The organism is Microbacterium thalli (genome assembly GCF_028737325.1).
In the GTDB taxonomy this organism is placed as follows: Bacteria; Actinomycetota; Actinomycetes; order Actinomycetales; family Microbacteriaceae; genus Microbacterium; species Microbacterium thalli.
Genome location: NZ_JAQZCH010000001.1, coordinates 245,298 through 264,600 on the forward strand (window position 1 = coordinate 245,298; position 19,303 = coordinate 264,600).

The 19,303-nt window shown below is 70.2% G+C and carries 19 protein-coding genes; 6 read left to right on the forward strand and 13 right to left on the reverse strand.

Going from position 1 to position 19,303, the window contains the following annotated elements:
- Positions 1-9: 9 nt before the first annotated feature.
- The 4 genes from PUW82_RS01300 to PUW82_RS01315 all read right to left on the reverse strand — a co-directional run bounded on the left by PUW82_RS01300 (position 10) and on the right by PUW82_RS01315 (position 5,154).
- A complete protein-coding gene (locus PUW82_RS01300) occupies positions 10-1,008 on the reverse strand; it encodes an ABC transporter permease (RefSeq protein ID WP_274220539.1) in 999 nt (332 codons plus the stop codon).
- Positions 1,005-1,979 (reverse strand): ABC transporter permease, encoded by a 975-nt coding sequence (locus PUW82_RS01305; protein ID WP_274220540.1) that lies wholly within the window; start codon positions 1,977-1,979, stop codon positions 1,005-1,007. The genes PUW82_RS01300 and PUW82_RS01305 overlap by 4 nt, the downstream gene beginning before the upstream one ends.
- 1 nt (position 1,980) lies before the next feature.
- Positions 1,981-3,675, reverse strand: a complete 1,695-nt coding sequence (locus tag PUW82_RS01310) for an ABC transporter substrate-binding protein (protein WP_274220541.1) — start codon at positions 3,673-3,675, stop codon at positions 1,981-1,983.
- 231 nt (positions 3,676-3,906) lie between these two features.
- Positions 3,907-5,154, reverse strand: coding sequence for a serine hydrolase domain-containing protein (locus PUW82_RS01315; protein ID WP_274220542.1), 1,248 nt, complete (start codon positions 5,152-5,154; stop codon positions 3,907-3,909).
- A 76-nt stretch (positions 5,155-5,230) separates the two neighbouring features.
- On the opposite strand from PUW82_RS01315, the gene PUW82_RS01320 reads away from it, so the two are divergent.
- The gene (locus tag PUW82_RS01320) at positions 5,231-5,539 is read left to right on the forward strand and encodes a DUF2470 domain-containing protein (RefSeq protein WP_274220543.1); all 309 of its coding nucleotides are present in this window, start codon (positions 5,231-5,233) and stop codon (positions 5,537-5,539) included.
- 68 nt (positions 5,540-5,607) lie between these two features.
- Complete coding sequence (locus tag PUW82_RS01325; protein ID WP_274220544.1) at positions 5,608-6,264, forward strand: biliverdin-producing heme oxygenase; 657 nt, start codon at positions 5,608-5,610, stop codon at positions 6,262-6,264.
- Positions 6,265-6,311: 47 nt separating this feature from the next.
- Here PUW82_RS01325 and PUW82_RS01330 read toward each other — a convergent pair whose 3' ends face one another.
- Entirely contained in the window at positions 6,312-7,694 is a 1,383-nt protein-coding gene (locus tag PUW82_RS01330) for an ATP-dependent DNA helicase (RefSeq protein ID WP_274220545.1), read from the reverse strand.
- A 42-nt stretch (positions 7,695-7,736) separates the two neighbouring features.
- Between PUW82_RS01330 and PUW82_RS01335 the strand changes: the two genes are divergently transcribed.
- On the forward strand, positions 7,737-8,873 hold the full coding sequence (locus PUW82_RS01335; RefSeq protein ID WP_274220546.1) for a hypothetical protein: 1,137 nt from the start codon (positions 7,737-7,739) through the stop codon (positions 8,871-8,873).
- 14 nt (positions 8,874-8,887) lie between these two features.
- Here PUW82_RS01335 and PUW82_RS01340 read toward each other — a convergent pair whose 3' ends face one another.
- The 5 genes from PUW82_RS01340 to PUW82_RS01360 all read right to left on the reverse strand — a co-directional run bounded on the left by PUW82_RS01340 (position 8,888) and on the right by PUW82_RS01360 (position 15,459).
- Positions 8,888-10,861, reverse strand: coding sequence for a bifunctional copper resistance protein CopD/cytochrome c oxidase assembly protein (locus PUW82_RS01340; RefSeq protein WP_274220547.1), 1,974 nt, complete (start codon positions 10,859-10,861; stop codon positions 8,888-8,890).
- 114 nt (positions 10,862-10,975) lie between these two features.
- The gene (locus PUW82_RS01345) at positions 10,976-11,263 is read right to left on the reverse strand and encodes an HU family DNA-binding protein (RefSeq protein ID WP_036304753.1); all 288 of its coding nucleotides are present in this window, start codon (positions 11,261-11,263) and stop codon (positions 10,976-10,978) included.
- 210 nt (positions 11,264-11,473) lie between these two features.
- Entirely contained in the window at positions 11,474-12,583 is a 1,110-nt protein-coding gene (locus PUW82_RS01350) for an alpha/beta hydrolase (RefSeq protein WP_274220548.1), read from the reverse strand.
- 96 nt (positions 12,584-12,679) lie between these two features.
- Entirely contained in the window at positions 12,680-14,008 is a 1,329-nt protein-coding gene (locus tag PUW82_RS01355) for an SLC13 family permease (protein ID WP_274220549.1), read from the reverse strand.
- A gap of 89 nt (positions 14,009-14,097) precedes the next feature.
- Positions 14,098-15,459 (reverse strand): homoserine dehydrogenase, encoded by a 1,362-nt coding sequence (locus PUW82_RS01360; protein WP_274220550.1) that lies wholly within the window; start codon positions 15,457-15,459, stop codon positions 14,098-14,100.
- Between the two features lie 186 nt (positions 15,460-15,645).
- On the opposite strand from PUW82_RS01360, the gene otnK reads away from it, so the two are divergent.
- From otnK to PUW82_RS01375, 3 genes are read left to right on the forward strand one after another with little or no spacing between them, the layout of a single operon-like run.
- On the forward strand, positions 15,646-16,878 hold the full coding sequence (gene otnK, locus PUW82_RS01365) for a 3-oxo-tetronate kinase (RefSeq protein ID WP_274220551.1): 1,233 nt from the start codon (positions 15,646-15,648) through the stop codon (positions 16,876-16,878).
- Complete coding sequence (locus tag PUW82_RS01370; protein ID WP_274220552.1) at positions 16,875-17,522, forward strand: class II aldolase/adducin family protein; 648 nt, start codon at positions 16,875-16,877, stop codon at positions 17,520-17,522. Before otnK ends, PUW82_RS01370 begins: the two co-directional genes overlap by 4 nt.
- A 25-nt stretch (positions 17,523-17,547) precedes the next feature.
- Positions 17,548-18,327, forward strand: a complete 780-nt coding sequence (locus PUW82_RS01375) for a DeoR/GlpR family DNA-binding transcription regulator (RefSeq protein WP_274220553.1) — start codon at positions 17,548-17,550, stop codon at positions 18,325-18,327.
- Positions 18,328-18,430: 103 nt separating this feature from the next.
- Here the strand turns inward: PUW82_RS01375 and rpsN are convergent, their stop codons facing one another.
- Genes rpsN through rpmB form a run of 3 tightly spaced genes read right to left on the reverse strand, consistent with a single transcriptional unit; the run spans position 18,431 to position 19,147 of the window.
- Positions 18,431-18,736: a 30S ribosomal protein S14 gene (gene rpsN / locus PUW82_RS01380; RefSeq protein ID WP_023953697.1), complete on the reverse strand. Its 306-nt coding sequence runs from the start codon at positions 18,734-18,736 to the stop codon at positions 18,431-18,433.
- 4 nt (positions 18,737-18,740) lie between these two features.
- Entirely contained in the window at positions 18,741-18,911 is a 171-nt protein-coding gene (gene rpmG, locus PUW82_RS01385) for a 50S ribosomal protein L33 (RefSeq protein WP_195692547.1), read from the reverse strand.
- Entirely contained in the window at positions 18,911-19,147 is a 237-nt protein-coding gene (rpmB, locus tag PUW82_RS01390; protein WP_005051771.1) for a 50S ribosomal protein L28, read from the reverse strand. Before rpmB ends, rpmG begins: the two co-directional genes overlap by 1 nt.
- Between the last annotated feature and the right edge of the window lie 156 nt (positions 19,148-19,303).

Consider the following 19,303-nt stretch of genomic DNA (forward strand, 5'->3'; position numbering starts at 1 on the left):
CTTCACCGGTCATGCGCGCGCCGCCGTCCGGACGCGCGGGTCGATCGCGGCGTAGAGCAGGTCGACCACGAGGTTGCCGACGATCACGAAGAAGGCCGACAGCAGCGTCACCGCCATGATGACCGGCTGATCGTTCGACGAGATCGAGTCGGCCGTCAGCTTGCCGACGCCGTTGAGACCGAAGACGGTCTCGGTGATGACGGCGCCGCCGAGCAGCCCCGCGACATCCATGCCGAAGATCGTCACGATCGGCGTCAGGGCGGGCCGCAGCGCGTGGCGGCGCCACACGAGGCTCGGACGCAGGCCCTTCGCGTGCGCCGTGCGGACGAAGTTCTCCTGCAGGGTGTCGATGACGTTGGCGCGGGTCAGCCGCGTGTACACCGCCGCGTAGCCCACCGCCAGCACGATCCACGGCATGAGGAAGTTCAGGAACCAGCGCACCGGGTCGTCGCCAAAGGGCACCGCCTGCGGGAAGGGCAGCCACCCGAGCGAGACCACGAGCACGAACTGCAGTGCGAGGGCGAGGACGTAGTTGGGGATCGACATCGAGCCGAGCGTGAGGCCCGCGATGAACCGATCGGCGAAGCGGCCCTCGCGGACCGCGCTGAGCACGCCGCCGACGACGCCGCCGACGAGCCAGAGCACCGCCGCGCCGATCGCGATGGTCGCCGAGATCGGCAGGCGCTGCACGATCATGTCGCTGACGAGCTGACCGGTCTGGAACGAGTAGCCCAGGCACGGGGCCCCGCACACGACCGTGGCGCCGGCCACCTCGTACTCGCGGCCGACGAACAGTCCCGACACATAGGTGAAGAACTGCGTGAGGAACGGCTGGTCGAGTCCGAGATTCGTGCGGATCTGGTCGATGCGCTCGGGCGTGCAGTTCTTGCCGCAGATCTGCACGGCCGGATCCGGCGACAGCACGAAGAAGATCACGAAGGTGAACAGCGTCACGAGGAACAGCACGACCGCCATGCCGGCGACGCGGGAGAGCACGAAGCGGGTCACGCGCGCACCTCCGTGCTGCCCACGAGCGCGCGGATGCGGTCGCCGAGAGTCGTGAACGAGAGCACCAGCAGGAACAGGAACGCACCCGGGATGAGGAAGTACATCGGGTCGACGGCGTACCAGGGCGCCGCGGACGCGATCATCTGACCCCAGCTGGGGGTCGGCGGCACCACGCCCACGCCGAGGAACGACAGCCCCGCCTCGGTGCCCACGTATCCGGGAACGGCGAGCGTGGCCATCACGATGATCGTCGAGGAGAGGTTCGGCAGGATCTCGCGGAAGATGATCTGGATGCTGGAGGCTCCCGAGGCCCGAGCGGACTCGACGAACTCGCGCTCCTTGAGCGAGAGTGTCTGCGAGCGCACGATGCGGGCGAGGTAGGGCCAACCGAACAGCGAGATGACGACGACGAGCAGCAGCACGCGGTTGTCGGCGGGGAGCGCCGAGAGGATCGCGATCATGAAGATGAGCGCGGGGAAGGCCATGAGGAACTCCATGACCCGCGAGATGACCGTGTCGACCCAGCCGCCGAGGTAACCCGCCAGCATCCCGAGCACGACGCCCAGCACGGTCGTGAGCAGGGTCGCCGACAGCGCCACCGTCATCGACACCTGCGCGCCGTAGACGATGCGCGCGAAGATGTCGCGGCCGTTGCCCGGCTCGACGCCGAACCAGTGCTCGGCGCTGATGCCGCCGAGCGGGCCGATCGGGATCGCGCCCATGTTGGGGTCGATCGCGCTCTGGTCGAACTCGTAGGGCGACCAGCCGCTGAGGCGGACGATGAGCGGCGCGAAGACGGCCATGAGCAGGACGAGCACGATGTACCCGAGCGAGAGCATCGCGGGGACGTCGGTGAGGAAGCCTCGGAGGAGTTTCCGGCCGGACGCCGGGCGGGATTCCACGGAGTTCTCGAGTGTGGAATCACCGCCCGGAGTGGCCTCGACCTCGAGGGGGGCCGAGCTGAAGGTCATGTCAGCCCTTCGACGGGTCCTTCAGACCGACGATGGTGAGGTCGGTCATGTTGGTGTTGGGGATGTAGCCGGCGATGTTCTCGCCCGGCAGGAAGATGCCGTTCTCGAACACCATCGGTGCGATGGGCGCGAGCTCCATGATCTGCTGGTCGAGTTCGCCCCACGCCTCATTGGCGGCGTCGACGTCGGTCATCGCCCGGATCTCGCCGATGCGCTCGTTGACGGCCGGGTCGTCGAGCTGGGCGAGGTTCTGGTTGCCCTTCTCGGCGATGGCTGCACCGTCGAACAGCGGCGGGATGAACGTGCTCGCGCTCGATGCCCAGTCGGGGCACCAGCCGGTGATCGCGGCGTTGTTCTGCTGCGACGGCGTCGCGATGGTCTCGTAGTAGATCGAGGTGTCGATGACGTTGAGCTTCACGTTCGCGCCGATGCGCTCGAGGCCCTGCTGCACCGCCTCGGCCTGCGCCTGTGCGACGGGGTTCGTACGGATGTCGAGGGTGAACTCGAACCCGTCGCCCAGCCCGGCCTCCTCGAGGAGCGCCATGGCCTCGTCCACATCGCCGGTGCTGCCGTCGGAGGGGTAGAGGTCGTAGTCGAGGTGGCCGCTGACGGCCGGCGGGATGATCGTCGTCGCGACATCCGCCAGCTGGTTGCCGCCCGAGGCGTTCTGGATGCTGGCACGGTCGAGCGCCCAGTTCACCGCCTGACGCACGCGGACGTCGTCGAAGGGCGGCTTCGTCGTGTTCAGCGACATGTAGGTCGTGCAGTACGCCGGAGCGGTGATCGCACGCTCCTTGAGCTGCGGCGTCTGGATGCGGGGCAGCGTGGCGCCCGCGATCTTGCCCGCGATGGCGTTCTGGTCGGCACCCTGTCCAGCGATCATGCGCTCGTCGATCGTCGCGCCGTCGATACCGATATCGAACTGCCACTGGTCGGGGTAGGCCTTGCGGACCTCGTCGGTCTCGGGCTCCCAGTGCTCGTTGCGCACGAGGGTGATGGTGCTGCCGGGCGTGTACGCGTCGAGCGTGTACGGGCCCGACGCGATGACGTCGTTGATGAACTCGTCGCCGCCGCCGGAGCCGACCGGGAAGGGCACGGCGTTGGGCTGGGCGAGGACGTTGTCGAACTCGGGGAAGGGAGCCGTGAGGTGGAAGACGATCGTCTTCTCGTCGGGAGTCTCGATGGTCGGCAGATCGCCCGAGACATAGGGACCCTGATAGTCCTCGGGGGCGTCGATGACGCTCTTGAGGTACGGCGAGCCGATGCCGATCTGCGGGTCCCACGCCCGCGAGATGCCGAACTCCATCTCGGCCGAGGTGATGGGCGCACCGTCGTCGAAGAAGATGTCGTCCTTAAGGGTGTAGGTCCAGGTGAGTCCGCCGTCGGACACCTCGCCCAGGCCCGTCGCGAGGTCGGGCACGATCGCGTTCGGGTCGTCGGAGTCGCCGGCGGCCTGCATCGTGAGGCCCCGGTAGAGCAGCCGGTAGAACGCGTTCACGCCGCCGTCCCACCCGCGGGCGGGATCGAGGTACGAGAAGTCGGCGTTCTGGAGCATGTGAACGGTTCCGCCGGTCTGCGGTTCACCGGCCGCGCCGCTCTGCTGCGGTGAGCCGCCGCCCGCGCCGCACGCCGTGAGGGCCAGTGACACGGCTGCGCCCGCGGCGAGGATGCCGGCGAGTCTCCTAGTGGTGGTCATCGGTGGACCTTCCCTTTCTCTGCTCCATTGCGTCGAGTGTTGTCCATGAAACAACATCACGGTGCAATGTGCAATTGCACGATCACGCTGAGACAGTTCTACGCAATCGGGCGGGCGCAGACGAGCGACGTGACACGATCGTCACGCCGGACCGCGTTTTCTTCACATCCGTGTAACACGCGGCGGGGTTCGACCTCGGTGTTCGCTCCCGAGCTTCCGGGTGTCGCGCGGTTACGGGATGGGGCAGGTGGCGACGGCGGCGAGGTCGCCGTCGAGCTGCTCCGGCGTCCACGGCAGGCCCGACGGCGGCGCCGTCTCGCCCTCGGCGGCGGGCACCTTCGACGCGATGGCGGCAAGCTGCCAGCCCAGCACCCGGATCGCCTCGGCCGATGCGCGCGAGTTGTTCAGCACGGCCACGACCGTGAGGCCGGTGTCGCGGTCGGCGAACGCGACCGTCTGGTAGCCCGGCACCGATCCGTACTGTCCGACGAGGGTTCCCGCCTGGTAGGCGCCGCCATCGACGGTGTACCAGGTCGGTGCCCCACCATCGACGGGCAGCGGCGCGGCGAACCGCTCCTCGCCATCGAAGGAGCGCAGGCCCGTCGCGAGCGCGCGGGCGTACCGGCCGAGGTCGTCCGCCGTGGTGACCGCGCCGGACGCGGTGAAGCCGGCAGAGGGCGAAAGCGACGTCAGGTCGACGGCGTTCGCGCAGTCAACCGCGCCCTCGGGCGTGATGACGGACTGCGTGCCGTGCAGGCCGAGCTCGGCGGTGGCACCCGGCAGCGACGACGCCGTCATCCCGAGCGGTCCGAAGACGTAGCGCTCGAACAGCTCGGCGGCGGTGCTTCCCGACGCGCGCTCGAGGGCGATGCCGAGCATCACGTAGCCGGCATCCGAGTTCGCGTACGTTCCGTCGCCGGTCGGCGCACCCGCGGCGAGACCGTAGGCCAGCAGCTCGTGCGGGGCCCACGTACGCGACGGGTTGGTCTCCCACCGACCCTGGAGTTTGGGCTGGTACGAGCCGAGACCGCTCGTGCTGTCGCACAGCTGCTCGAGCGTCACGACGGGTGTCGCGGGGAAGCCGACGATCCAGTTCGTCACCGGGTCGGCGACGTCGACGACCCCGTCCGCGGCGAGGCCGTAGAGGACGTCGCAGGTCATCGCGCGCGTCACGGGTCCCGCCTTGAAGGCGTCATCGGCGGCCACGGCGGAACCGTCAGGGTTCGCTCCGAAACCGCTCACCCACTGCCCTGCCCAGGGAACCCACACGCCGGCGATGGCGCCGCCCGACCCGGTCGCGGCCATGGCGCGCTCGACGGCGGCGGTGAGCTGAGCCTGCGTGTCGTCGCCCAGCTCGGCCTCGACCTGGGGCGGAGCCGCCACGGCATCGACACCGGCGGGAGCGCACGCGGACAGGGTCAGGCCGAGAGCGATCGCTACGACGACACCCGCGCTTCGAAGCCGTCGGCTCGCACGCATTACTCAGCCACCCCCTGATGTGTTCCTCCAGTGAATCACACCGGTGCGGCCGTTCCTGCGAATCTAGGGTGGACGCATGACGCACCGATTCGACGAGGCCGCCCGGTCGGGTGTGCTCGGCCACATGAACGCCGATCACCGCGACGACAATCTGCTGATCGTCCGCGCTTTCGGCGAACCGGGCGCCGTCGCCGCCACCATGACCTCGTTCGACGGCTCGGGCGGGTCCTGGGTGGCGACCCGCGAGGACGGATCGACGCACGACGTGCACGTCACCTGGCCCGGCGGGCCGATCACCGAGCGCCGCGAGGTGCGGCGCGAGATCGTGGCCCTGTACGACGCCGCATGCGAACGGATGAGCATCGAGCCGCGCCCGCACGACTGATCGTCGCGGGCGGATGCTGCCCGCGAAAAACCTTCAGGTTAGCTGGACCTAACTGCTATCGTCGGGCCATGCACGCACCGATCCCGTTCTCGACGGCTCTTCGCGAGCGCTCCAGCTCGGCCCACTCCGGCAGCGAGGGCGCCGGCTTCATGTCGGACCTCATGCGCGGCGCGGGCAGCCGCGACGACTACATCGCGCTCGTCGCGCAGCACTGGTTCATCTACGAGGCACTCGAGGACGCGGCATCCCGCATGGCCGCCGATCCGGTGGCCACGACGTTCATCAGCGACAAGCTCACGCGGCTTCCGGCCCTCGAGGCCGACCTCGCGTTCCTCATCGGGCCCGACTGGCGCGAGCGCATCGCGCCGCTGCCCACCACCCGCCGCTACGTCGCCCGCATCCGCGAGGTCGGAGCCACCTGGCCGGGCGGCTTCGTCGCGCACCACTACACCCGCTACCTCGGCGACCTCTCGGGCGGGCTCTTCATCGGCAAGCTCATGGCGCGACGGTTCGGCTTCGAGACCAACGGCATCGGGTTCTACCTCTTCGCCGAGATCGGCGACCCCGCCGCGTTCAAGGATCACTACCGCGCCCAGCTCGACGCCGCCCCCTGGGACGAGGCCGAGCAGCAGCGCGTCATCGACGAGGTGCTCGTGGCCTACCGGTTCAACACCGACCTGTTCACCGATCTGGCCGCCGCGAAGGCGGCATCCGTCGTCGCCTGATCGGCCTCGCTCGCCTGATCGGCCTCGCTCGCCTGATCGGGGGGGGGTCACATCCCGGCGGCGCGGACGGCGGCCATGAAGCGGCGCACGTCGTGGTCGACGAGGATGTCGCTGGGTCGCAGCGGCCGCGACAGGTAGAGGCCCTCGAGCGAGGTCAGCCGCGACAACGCGACGTAGGTCTGTCCCGGGGCGAACGCCCCGCTGCCGAGGTCGACGATGGCGCGGTCGTAGGTCTTGCCCTGCGACTTGTGGATCGTGACCGCCCACGCGAGCCGCAGCGGGAACTGGGTGAACTCGGCCACCACCTCGCGCGTGAGCTTGCGCGACCCCGGGTCGTACGCGTAGCGGAACCGCTCCCAGACGACGGGTTCGACGTCGTGCTCCTCGCCGTCGAGCTCGACGCGCACCGACGAGCCGGCGATCCGCGTCACCGTGCCGATCGAGCCGTTCACCCAACGCGGCCCGTCGCCGTTGTAGCCGCCCCCGATGTCATTGCGCAGGAACATGACCTGCGCGCCGACCTTCAGCTGCAGCTCCGGATCGGCCGGGTACGAGGCGTCGCCGCGCCCGAAGTCCCCGCTCACATCGGCCTTCGCCGTCTGCACGGGGCCCGTCAGCGCGTCGAGGTGACGCTGGTTGATGCGGTTGACGGCGTCGTTGCGGGTCGCGAGCGTGATGACCGGCGGCTCGTCGCCGGTGGGCGGCGGCGGCGTGCGGGCTCCCGCGGCGTTGAGCGCTGCGGCGATCTCGGCGGTGACGACGCCGTAGCGGACGGCGTTGAGCATCTCCTTGAACGCGACGTCGGACTGGCGATGGATCTCCCCCAGCTCGGCGATGTGCAGCGGCGCCCCCACGCGGCCGAGATCGAGCAGACCGTCGGAGCGGATGGCACCCGCATCCGCCTTCGGCCCGGCCCACACCTGCGCGTCGAAGAACCAGAACGAGCGGTAGTGGTCGCGGATGTAGCGCAGCTCGTCGCCGCGAGGCGGCACCGGCGACAGCTGGTACGGGTCGCCGAACATCACGACCTGCACCCCGCCGAACGGCTCGGAGCGTCGCCGACGGGCCTGCCGCAGCGAGCGGTCGATCGCGTCCATGACGTCGGCGTTGACCATCGAGATCTCGTCGATGATCAGGGTGTCGATCGCGTTGAGGATCCGGCGGGTCGGCTCGGACTGCTCGAGGTCGCTGTCGGCGACGAGACCGATCGGCAGCCGGAACAGCGAGTGGATCGTCTGGCCCTCGACGTTGAGGGCCGCCACGCCGGTCGGGGCGCAGATCGCGATCTGCTTGTCGGTGTTCCAGGCCAGGTGCTGCAGCAGCGTCGACTTGCCCGTCCCCGCCCGCCCCGTGACGAAAACGTGGTCGCGCGTGCTCTCGATGCGACGGAACAGGGCCTCCTGCTCGGCGGAAAGAGGCGGCAAGGTCACTGATTCATGGTAGCCACAGGCATGCCTTCCTAGACTTGACCCGTGCACGAGGCGCAGACGACGGTGGATGCCGCGGGCGACGAGGCGACGGAGACCGATCCGTCCTCGCCGGCGCGCGGTCGCCGACGCGCGCCCGGGCGGGAACGACGCCGCCGGAGCCTCGCCGTCGATCTCACGGCGATCGGCGTGCTCGGCGTGCTGCTGCTGGGCGGCCTCGTCGCCGGCGGCGTCGTCGTCTACCGCGAGCTCTACAGCCCGTCGGCCTTCGTCGAGCGCTACCTGTCGCTGCTGAGCACCGGCAGCGCCGCCGACGCCCTGCAGATCCCCGGCGTCGCGCTGGACTCCGCCGACCTCGCCGCGGCCGAGCTGCCCTCGACGGCGTCGGAGGTGCTGCTGCGACGCGCGGCCCTCGCCCCGCTGTCGGAGGTCTCGGTCATCGGCGAGCGCCCGCGCGGCGATGTCACCGAGGTGACCGTGACGTACCTGGCGAACGGCCACCGGGGCCGGACGCAGTTCGACATCGAGCAGGAGGGTTGGATCGGGGTCGCGCCGGCGTGGCGCTTCGCGAACAGTCCGCTGGCCGCGATCGACCTGACGGTGCGGGGCGCGACGCGCTTCACCGTGAACGGCTTCGAGCTCGATACCCGCCAGGTCGCGCCCGAGGGGCTGGAGGCCGACCCGCTCGTACCGGTGTCGATGCTCGTGTTCTCACCCGGCGCCTATTCGATCGCGGTCGACACGGCCACCGCCGCGACGCCGGGCGTCGCCGTGCTCTCGGACGCGCCGATGAAGTCGGTCCCCGTCGATCTGCAGGCCGAGCCGACGCCGGCGTTCGTCGACGTCGTGCAGGAACGCGTCGACGAGTTCCTCGCGTCGTGCGCCACGCAGCAGGTGCTGCAGCCCACCGGATGCCCCTTCGGCTACTTCGTGCGCAACCGGGTCGAGGGCGCCCCGCAGTGGTCGATCGCGGAGAACCCGCAGATCGAGGTCGTGCCCGACGGCGCTCAGTGGGCGATCCCCCGCACCCGCGCCGTCGCCCACATCGACGTCGACATCCGCTCGCTCTACGACGGTCGCCTGAACACGGTGTCGGAGGACGTGGAGTTCTTCCTCACCGGCCAGATCACGATCCTGCCCGACGGCACGGCGTCGATCCAGGTCTCGGCCGATCAGGGCTGACCACCGACGGGCGGTCAGCTCCGTGCGGTGTCGCGACGGGCGAGCTCCGCGAGCCGCTCGTTGTACTGCTCGAGCTCGGCGTCGCCCGCGCGGTCGACCTGCCGGTCGCGGCGGCGCTGCGCGCGGTCGTCGGAGCGGCTCCATTGGATGGCGACCGTGATCGCGAGGATGAGCGTCGGGATCTCGCCGACCGACCAGGCGACGCCGCCGCCGATGTACTGATCCTCGAGCGGGGTCGGCCCCCACGTGCGTCCCATCGCGCCGAACCACTCCGCCGCGAACAGCCCCGACGACATCATGATCGCCATGCCGAAGAACGCGTGCATGGCCATGATGGCGATGAGCGTCAGCAGGCGGAACGGGTACGGCAGCCGGTACGGCACCGGGTCGATGCCGATGAGCGAGAGGACGAACAGGTAACCCGAGAGCAGGAAGTGGACGACCATCCACTCGTGCCCGAGGTGGTCGTACAGCGTCCAGCGGAACAGGTCGGTGTAGTAGAACACCCATAGCGACCCGATGAACATCGCCGACGCGAAGGCCGGGTGCGTCACGACTCGTGAGAACGGCGTGTGCACCGCCCACAGGATCCACTCGCGGCCGCCGCGGGTACCGTCGTCGCGCTTGCGGATGGCGCGGGCGGCGAGCGTGACCGGTGCGCCGGCGACGAGGCAGAGGGGGATCGCCATCGACAGCAGCATGTGCCCGACCATGTGCAGGCTGAACAGGTAGTCCTGGTACGCGTTGATCGGGCCGCACGTCACCCACAGCAGCAGCAGCATGCCGAAGGACCAGAGCAGGGTGCGGTACAGCGGCCAGCGGTCGCCGCGCTGCCGCATCCGCCGGACGCCGGCGAGGTAGAAGAACAGGCCGAAGCCGACGACGAAGACCCACAGCAGGTCGATGTCCCACATCGTGAACCAGCGGTCGATCGTCAGTTCGGGGGGCAGCGCGGCACCCGTGAGCACCTGCGCCGGCGTCGCCTCTTCGGGCAGGGCGGTGTCGACGGGCGGGGGCGTACGGGCGAGCGCCGCGGCGGCGCCGCTGGCGATGCCCATGAACGCGATCTCGACGGTGACGAGCAGCCAGAAGATCCGCGCGGCTCCCGCCGACGCGAGCTTGTCGATCAGGCGACGCCGATACGACGCACCGAGCACGCCCATCGCGATGAGCGCGACGACCTTCACCCCCAGCAGTGCGCCGTAGGGCGAGAGCAGGTTCTCGGGCGAGACCAGACCGACGGCGGCGCGGACGGTGCCCGAGACGGCCACGACGATGAAGGCGGCGAGGGCGATGCTCGAGTAGCGAGACACGACGCTGACCATCTCGGCACGATCGACGACGGGGCGGATCACCACGAGCAGGATCAGGCCGCCGAGCCATACCGCCGCCGCGACGATGTGCAGCGCCAAGGCGACGACCGCGGTGTTGTGGTTGGCCTCTTCGCCGGAATGGCCCTGCGTGGCCATCGGGACGAGGGATGCCGCCGCCAGCACGGCCACGAGCAGCGTGCTGGTCCAGCCGCGGACCGCGAACGTCAGCACCGTCAGCACGGCACCGGCGATGGTCGTCAGCAGCCAGGCCCGCCCGGCCTCGGTCTCGACGAGGAAGCGGCCGAGCTGCTGGCCGAACTCGGCGCCGGCGCTGGGCGCGGAGCCGAAGAGGTTGAGGAACGTGAAGAACGCGGTCGCGGCGCTGGCCACGGTGAAGATCGCCGCCGACACCGACGCCGTGTCGAGCGCGACCTCGAACGGCCGCTGACCCGCCCGCAGCGCGAAGAGCGCGACGACGAGCGAACCGACCATGCCGGCGGCCGTGAGGTTGACGACGAGCTTGAGCACCGGCAGACCCCAGCGCACCACGGGGCCGGGGTCGAGCAGCTGCAGCGGTGCGGCCCCGCCACCGACGGCGAGGCCGATGAGGACGACGATGAGGGCCGACGCGGCGAGGATCGCCGGTCCGGCGATGCGCTGCGCTCGGGATTCCACCCGACAAGCCTAGGCGCTCGCGCATGAACCGAGCCGGGTCGCGGGGACGGCGACGGGCCGGGGACGACGGAGGGGGATGCCGCGTGGCATCCCCCTCCGGTGAATCGTCGTCGATTACTTGACGGCAGCCTTCAGCTTCGAGCCGGCGGTCACCTTGACGCGCTTGCCCGCGGCGATCTTGATCTCTTCGCCGGTCTGCGGGTTGCGGCCGGTGCGAGCGGCGGTGTCGACCTGCTCGAAGGCGATCCAGCCCGGGATCGAGACCTTGCTGCCCTTGGCGACGGCCTCGGAGACGGTCGTGAAGAGCGAGTCGAGCACGCCCGAGACGGCGGCCTGGCTCTGACCGGTGGCGCTGGCGATGCTCGCGACGAGCTCGGTCTTGGTGATGGACTTGTCAGCCATAGGGTTGTCCTCCAGACGGCGGACGACGGACGCGCCGCCGACAGCGTGGGTGGTTCCCGGGGACTCGCGTCCCGCGGTTGGTCGTTCGACCGGTCCCGAATATACGCGGATTCCGCGGAATTTCGCGGATCTAGCGGCCTCTACGGCCCGTTTGACCCGGCGTGTCGCCCGTTTCCGGGGCTCGTGGGGCGGATGTGACGGCGAAATCGATCAGATTCGACGCAGCGCGGCGACCACCTCGGCCTCCCACCGCCGCGCCGCGGGAAGCGCGCCCACGAAGATCGGGGTGTCGTGGGTCACGCCGAGGTAGCGGGTCGCGCTCGCCTCGACGCCCGACCGGCGCAGCGCCGCTGCGTAGGCCGCGCCGTCGCGCCGCAGCGGATCATACTCGGCGGTGAGGACCACCGCGGGGGGCAGGTCGGCGTGCGACACGGCGCGCATCGGCGACGCGTAGGACTCGCGGGCGCGACGGCGGTCGCCGAGGTAGGTGCGGGCGACCGAGACGAGCTCGCGCACGGCGATGAACGCGGGGACGCCGAGGGCGTACGTCGCGCGCAGGTCGATCCAGCGCCCGGTGAGGTCGGTCACCGGCACCTCGAGGATCTGCACGGTGATCGGGTGACGCGAACGATCGCGGTTCATGAGCGTCAGCGCGGCGGCGATGTTGCCGCCCGCCGAGGCTCCCGACACCCCGAGCCGGTGCGGGTCGATGCCGAGCGCCTCGGCTTCGTCGTGCACCCATTCCCACGCGGCGTGGGCCTGCTCGATCTGGGTCGGGTAGCGGTGCTCGGGAGCCAGCGCGTAGTCCACCGCGATCAGCACGACACCGGATGCCTCCGCGCGGCGCCGGCAGGCGGCATCCGCCGTCGGGTAGTCGATGCCGCCGATGCGGAACGCGCCGCCCCCGAAGACGATGCACGCGGGCGCCGGTTCGTCCGCGGCGAGCGTGCTGGGCCGGTACACGCGCACCCGCACGTCGGGGTAGCCGACCACCGGCACGCGGTGCTCGGTCGTGGCGATGGGTGGGCCCGGGGTGCCGACGGTGCGCAGCTCCTGTCGATCCCACGACAGCGCGGCCTTGCGGTGCCGCTCACGCGGGGTGAGCGCCCGCTTCGCGGCGGGCTTCGCCGCGGCATCCGCGGTTCGGGCGGCCTCGGCCGGCGGGGCCGACGCGGCGCCCGGGACGCCGTCCGCGGCGGGAGGGCGCCCCACGCGCGGGCGGACCGCCGTGAGACGTGAGGTGAGCGAACGCCACGCCTGCCGCAGCAGGTACACCCGGTGGGTGCGCAGACGCTCGGCGAAGAACGGATCCAGCGGCATGGTGCTCCTCCCGGTCTGTCGAGGATATCGGGGGCGCGTACGACGATGGCCCGGTCTCGGTCGAGATCCGGGCCATCGTCATGTACGAAAGGGGTGTCAGGCCCCGAGGAAGGGCACAACGAACAGCAGGATGGTGATCACCGGCCCGATGATGACCATCGACAGTCCCCAGATCATGAGGTGCCGGTACAGCCGCGGGCGGTCCTCCTCGGGTCCCGAGGCGACGATCGTCGCGCCGGTCGTCCCGAACGGGGCGCAGTCGACGAGCGACGCCGAGATCGCGAGCGCGTAGATGAAGCCGGTCATCTCGAGGCCACCGCCGGGAACCAGCAGCGGCACGGCGAGCGGGACGAGCGCGCCGATGATGCCGATGGTCGAGGCGAACGCCGATACGAGGGCCGCGATGACGCACAGGACGATGGCGGCGATGATCGGCACGCTCACCGAGCGGGCCGCCTCGCCGAGCTGATCGATCGCGCCCAGGCGCGTCAGGACGCCGACGTAGGTGATGATGCCGCCGAGCAGCAGGATGGTGCCCCAGTCGACCTTGCCGAGCGCCTCGCGCCCGACCGTCGGGTTGATGAACGCGAGCAGGACGGCGATCGCGAGCGCGACGGCGCCGAGGTTGAGGTCGACGTCGTTGATGGTCAGCGTGAAGAAGGCGATGACGAGCACGGGGATCGAGATCAGCGTCAGCAGCTGGTATCCGGTGAGCTTCTGCGTCGCCGTCTGGGGAAGGACGCCGGTCACGCCGCTGGCTCCGCCGGCCCCGCCGAACGAGGCGTCGCCGCCCGAGGTACGCGCCGCCTTGGCCGCACGACCGCGGGCGATCAGCTCGCGTCCGCCGAACATGAAGAACGCGACGAGCACCACGAGGGCGTTGACGCCGATCGACAGGGCGAACATGAGGCCGGCGTTGTAGGGGATCTCGGCGGCGTTCGCGACCGTCATGACCGTGATGCCGACGATGCTCGTCGGGGCGAGGGCGCCGCCCACGATCGCCGAGCTCATGACGATGCCCATCATCGTCGTATGGATGCGGTGCTTGTGCGCCAGGCTCATCGCGATCGGCACGATGGTGAAGGCTGCGTGCGAGGTGCCCAGGCACGCGACGAGCGTGCCGACGACGAGCATCGCCCACGGGATCAGGGCGACGCGGTCGCCGATGAGTCGAACCGAGCGGTCGACGAGCCAGTCCACGGCGCCGACCGTCCGCGCGATGCCGAACAGGTAGGTGATGCCGAGCAGGATCAGCAGCGCGTCGACGGGGAAGCCTCCGAGGACGTCGTCGAGGGGCTCGCCCACGAGCAGGACACCCACGAGAACGGCGGCCACGAGCGCGAGTGCGCCCATATGGACGTTGCGGATCGCCGAGATGGCGAACACGGCGACGAGGACGATCAGGGCGATGATCTCCACGGTCATGCGGAAACCCCTCCCCCGGTCGGAAGGGCGGTCAGGTCACGGTGCATCAACGTTGATCTCCAGGTCGTCGGAATCGGTTTTCGGGTGGATCAGCGGCCGAGCGCGAGGCCCGCGCGGTAGGCGGCGAGGGCAGCCGCGGGGACACCGTCGAGGTCGGCGAGGGTGACGAGCGAGCCGGCCGCCACCGCGCGGCGCAGACGCGCTCCCGACAGCAGGTAGTACGGCGCGATCTCGCCCGCGTCGGGCGCGACGATCACGGGCGCGACGCCGGCGATCTCGTGGTGGTGGCCCTCGACGCGGAACACGGTGTCGGCGGCGAGGTCGGCGGTCGTGCGCGCGGCGAGCACGGTGTGCTGACGGGGCTCCGGCGTCGCAGCCGTCCCGTCGACGGCGGCCGCGATGGTGAGCGGGGTCTCGACACCCATGAAGTGGTACGGCCAGTAGATGCAGGCGTAGCGGCCGTTGCGGCTCACGACGTGCCCCTTGCCGCGCAGGATCTCCCACGTGACGTCGTCGCCCGTGCGCACGATCGCGAACACGCCGCCGGCGAAGCTCGCCTCGCCGGGCAGACGCAGCATCGAGAACACGTCGATCACGCCGGTGGCGTCCAGGATGCCGCCGTCTGCGCGCGCGGCGTAGATGTCGGCCAGCTCGTCGGGGCGGGCGACCGGATAGTGCATCGCCTCGACGTCGGCCACCGCACCCGTGTACAGCGACACGACGTTCATCTCGCACGCGTCGGCGGCCGCGGCGCGCTTGAGGTCGGCGACCACCGCCGCGCGGGCGGAGAGCGTCGCGGGCAGGTCGTCGCCGAGGGCGAGCAGGTCGCCCAGCGCCGGAGCGGACACGACGACGCCGTTCTGGTCCACGATCCCCGTCTCGGGATCGAACACGAGGTCGTACTCGCCGGACTTGCCGAGAGCGACGATGTCGAACCCGACGCCGAGCACCCAGGCGGCGAGACGGATGAGGTTGGCGGGTTGATCGCCGTCGCCGGGAAGGTAGCGCAGACCCCGCTCGCGAGCCCGGGCGCTGAGCGCGACGCCGGCCACCGACTCGATCTCCTTGCTCACCATCACCACGTGGGTGCCCGAGTCCAGGGCCGTCTCGGCGTACGTGTAGCCCGCTTCGATGCGCCCGGTCGCCTCGACCAGCACGTCCGTGTGCGTCCAGGCGAGGTGGGCCCCGTCGGCGATGACGGCGATCTTGCCCGCATCGACGGCTGCAGCAGCCTCGGCGACGGACGCCGCGCGCACGAAGCCGTCCTCGCTCACGCCGAGCGCGGTCAGCATGCGCACGACGCCCTCGACGTCCGGGTCGATGAGCTGGGCCGCGGTCATGTCGGAAAGACGTCGCAGCTGGTCGAGAAGGGTGCGTCCGTACCCGCCGTTCGCGCCGGTGAGCGCGATGCGGATGACGGCCGTACGGCGGGGCGCCGGGCTCTGGATCACCGTTGTTCCTGGTTTCGTCGTCGAGAGTTGTCGAGGATCCGACACGGACCTCGGGGAGCGCCTGCAACTGTAACGGGTTCTCACAGATTGTCAAAAATAGTCCCAAATAATCACATAGACTGATCTCGTTGCCTCCGAGCGGCACCACGAACTCCCTCCCGGCAGAACCGAACGAAGAGGTTTCCCATGGACATCGGCGCCGTCGCCGACGACTTCACCGGCGCGACCGACCTGGCCACCACGCTCCGCGAACGCGGGAGGCGCGTCGTCGTCGTGATCGAGGACCGCCCCGTCGATCCCGCGCTGCTCGCGGACGCCGACGCCGTCGTCGTCGCGCTCAAGACCCGCACGGCGCCCGTCGCGGACGCCGTCGCCGCCTCGCTGCGGGCCGTCGACAATCTCGTGGCGGCAGGGGCCGACCGCCTGTACGTGAAGTACTGCTCGACGTTCGACTCGACCGACGAGGGCAACATCGGCCCGGTCCTCGACGCCGTCCTGGCGCGCGCCGAGGTCGATCGCACCGTCGTCGTCCCTTCCTTCCCCGCGAACGGCCGCACCGTGCGCGATGGCCTGCTCTACGTCGGCGAGGACCTGCTCGAGGACTCGTCCATGCGGCAGCATCCGTTGACGCCCATGACGAAATCACGGGTGCGCGACATCCTGGCTCCGCAGACCCGCGCGGCGATCACCGAGATCCCGCTCGCCGTGGTGCACGAGGGAGTCGCGGCGCTGCGGGGCGCCATCGACGAGGCGCAGCCCGGCTACCTGGTCGTGGATGCCGTCACCGAGGGCGATCTCGCGGTGATCGCCGCTGCGTCGTCGCACCTGCGCGTGCTGTCGGGCGGAGCGGCCCTGGCCGCGGGCATCGATGCCCCCGCCACGGCGGCCGCCGACGCCCTCGCCCCGGTCGGCCCCGGCCGCCTCGTCGTGTGCGGCTCCGCGTCGCGGCAGACCCGAGCGCAGCTGGCTCATGCCGCCGCGGCCGGGGCGGCGATGCGCCGCATCGACCTGGACCGCGCCGTCGACCATCCGCAAGACGAGGCGGCCGCCGTCGCCGCGTGGGTCCGCGGACTGCCGACGGATGCCGTCCCCGTCGTGTACTCGGTCGGGGAGCTGGCGGACGTGCGCGTCGGCTCCGCCCGGGTGTCGGCCGCGGTCGAGACCGTGCTCGCCTCGGTCGTGGCGCAGCTCGTCGCGAGCGAGGACGTGCACCGCATCCTCGTCGCGGGTGGAGAGACGAGCGGCGCGGTCGTCCAGCGCCTCGGCATCTCGTTCCTCGAGATCGGGCCGCAGCTCGCGCCGGGCGTCTGCTGGAGCAACGCCGAGACCGACGACGGCCGGCGCGTCGCCCTGGCGCTCAAGAGCGGGAACTTCGGCGCCGACGATCTCTTCACCACGGCATGGGAGGTTCTCGCATGAACGCCGCCGACGCACTGATCCGGGCCGGACGCGCGCTCGTCGAGGCCGGGCTCAGCCCGGGCAGCTCGGGCAACGTCAGCGTCCGCACGGGCGACCGGGTGCTCATGTCGGGCACCGGCACGCGCCTGGGCGCGCTCGAGCCGGCCGACCTCGCCGAGCTCGCGCTCGACGGGACGCATCTCGGTGGCGCGCGCCCCTCGAAAGAGGTGTCGCTGCACCTCGCCCTGTACGCCAAGAACCCGACCCACACCGCCGTCGTGCACGTGCACTCCCCCTCGGCCGTCGCCCTGTCGTGCCTCGAGCCCTGGTCCGAGCACAGTGCCGTCCCACCCCTCACGCCGTACGCGTTGATGCGGGTCGGCCAGGTACCGCTGCTCGATTTCGTGGCCCCGGGCGACCCCGCCATGGGCGAGCTCATCACCGGCAGCCGGCATCCGTTCCGCGCGGCGCTGCTGGCGAACCACGGCGCCGTCGTCAGCGGCGAGGACGCCGCCACCGCGGTCGACAGCACGATCGAGCTCGAAGAGGCGTGCCGCATCGCTCTGATGACGCTCGGCGCACCCCGACGCCTCATCGCCGCCGAGCAGGTGGTCGCGATCACCCAGCGCTGGAACATGCCCTGGACGGGCAACGCGCATCAGTAGGCTGATGCCGACGGAAGGGATGTCGATGACGGATGCTGCACCGATGATCCCCGACCAGCGACGGGCGACCATCGTCCAGCACCTGCACCGCGAACGCGTGCTGAGCTTCCGTCAGCTCAGCGACCTGCTGGGCGTGAGCCAGATGACGGTGCGACGGGATGTCGCGGCGCTCGAGGAGCAGGGCCTGGCCCACTCCACGACCGGCGGCGTCAAGCTCGCTCCCCGCCTGCTGTCCGAGCCGCCCCGGGCCGAGAAGGCCGCGACGGATGTCGCCGAGAAGTCGGCGATCGCGCGGAGCGCCGCGGCCCTCGTCCGCGACACCATGACCGTGTACCTCGACGCCGGGACGACCGTGCAGGCGATGCGCCCGCACCTCGACCACGTCGTCGACCTGACCGTCGTCTCGAACGACCTCGCCACCGTGCAGGCGTTCATCGACCACCCGAGCGTCGACCTCATCTGCGTCGGCGGTCGCGTCGACAAGACCAACCTCTCGACGATCGGCCGGCTCACCCGGCTCTCGCTCGCAGAGCTCTCGCTCGACCTCGCGTTCATCTCGTCGAGCTCGTGGGACCTCAGCCACGGCATCACGACGCCCGTCGAAGCCAAGATCGAGGCCAAGCGCGCCGCCGTCGAGTCCGCGGAACGCTCGGTGCTCATGGCCGACAGCTCGAAATACGGCCGCTTCGCCAAGTACCGCGCGCTGCGCCTCGACGAGGTCGGCACCGTCATCACCGACGCCGGCCTGCCCGATGCCGCCGCGACGGACCTCGGGGCCGCGGGCGTGGAGCTCGTCCGCGCCTGACGGGCTGCACCGGTCGGGCTGGGACCCGGCATCCGGGGGAACGGCGAAACCCCCGCCCCGAGCGAACTCGGAACGGGGGTTTCGGTGCTGTGATGCAGGCTGCTTACCAGCTCGACTTGGTCACACCGGGCAGCTCGCCCTTGTGCGCCATGTCGCGGAAGCGGACGCGCGAGATGCCGAACTTCGACAGGTGGCCGCGGGGGCGTCCGTCGATGGCGTCACGCTTGCGGACGCGCACCGGCGACGCGTTGCGCGGAAGCTTCTGCAGGCCGACGCGGGCGGCCTCGCGGGCCTCGTCGGTCGCGTTCGGGTCGACGAGCGTCTTCTTCAGCTCGGCACGCTTCTCGGCGTAGCGGGCGACGACCTCTTCACGCTGGTTGTTGCGCGCGATCTTGCTCTTCTTAGCCATGAGATCAGCGCTCCTCTCGGAATTCGACGTGCTTGCGGATCACCGGGTCGTACTTCTTCAGCACGATGCGGTCGGGGTTGTTGCGACGGTTCTTACGCGTCACGTAGGTGTACCCCGTGCCGGCGGTCGAACGAAGCTTGATGATCGGACGGACGTCCTGCGACTTCTTCGCCATTAGAGCTTCACACCCTTCGCGATGAGGTCCTTCACGACCGACTCGATGCCGCGGGCGTCGATGACTTTGATGCCCTTAGCCGAGACGTTCAGCGTGATCTTGCGACCAAGCGAAGGAACGTAGTAGGTCTTCTTCTGCACGTTCGGGTCGAAGCGGCGCTTCGTCCGGCGGTGCGAGTGCGAGATGTTGTGACCGAAGCCGGGAACTGCTCCAGTCACCTGGCACACTGCTGCCATAGTGATTCTCCTTAGTACCGTGACACCGGACGGTGCCACCCAAGATCCCTTGTCTGCACCCACGCCTCATCCGGCCGTTTCGGGCCTGGTGATGGGGAGTGAGTACGTACTGCGTGCTGGAGTGCGCGCAGACAAACAGTCAGTCTAGCACGGCGC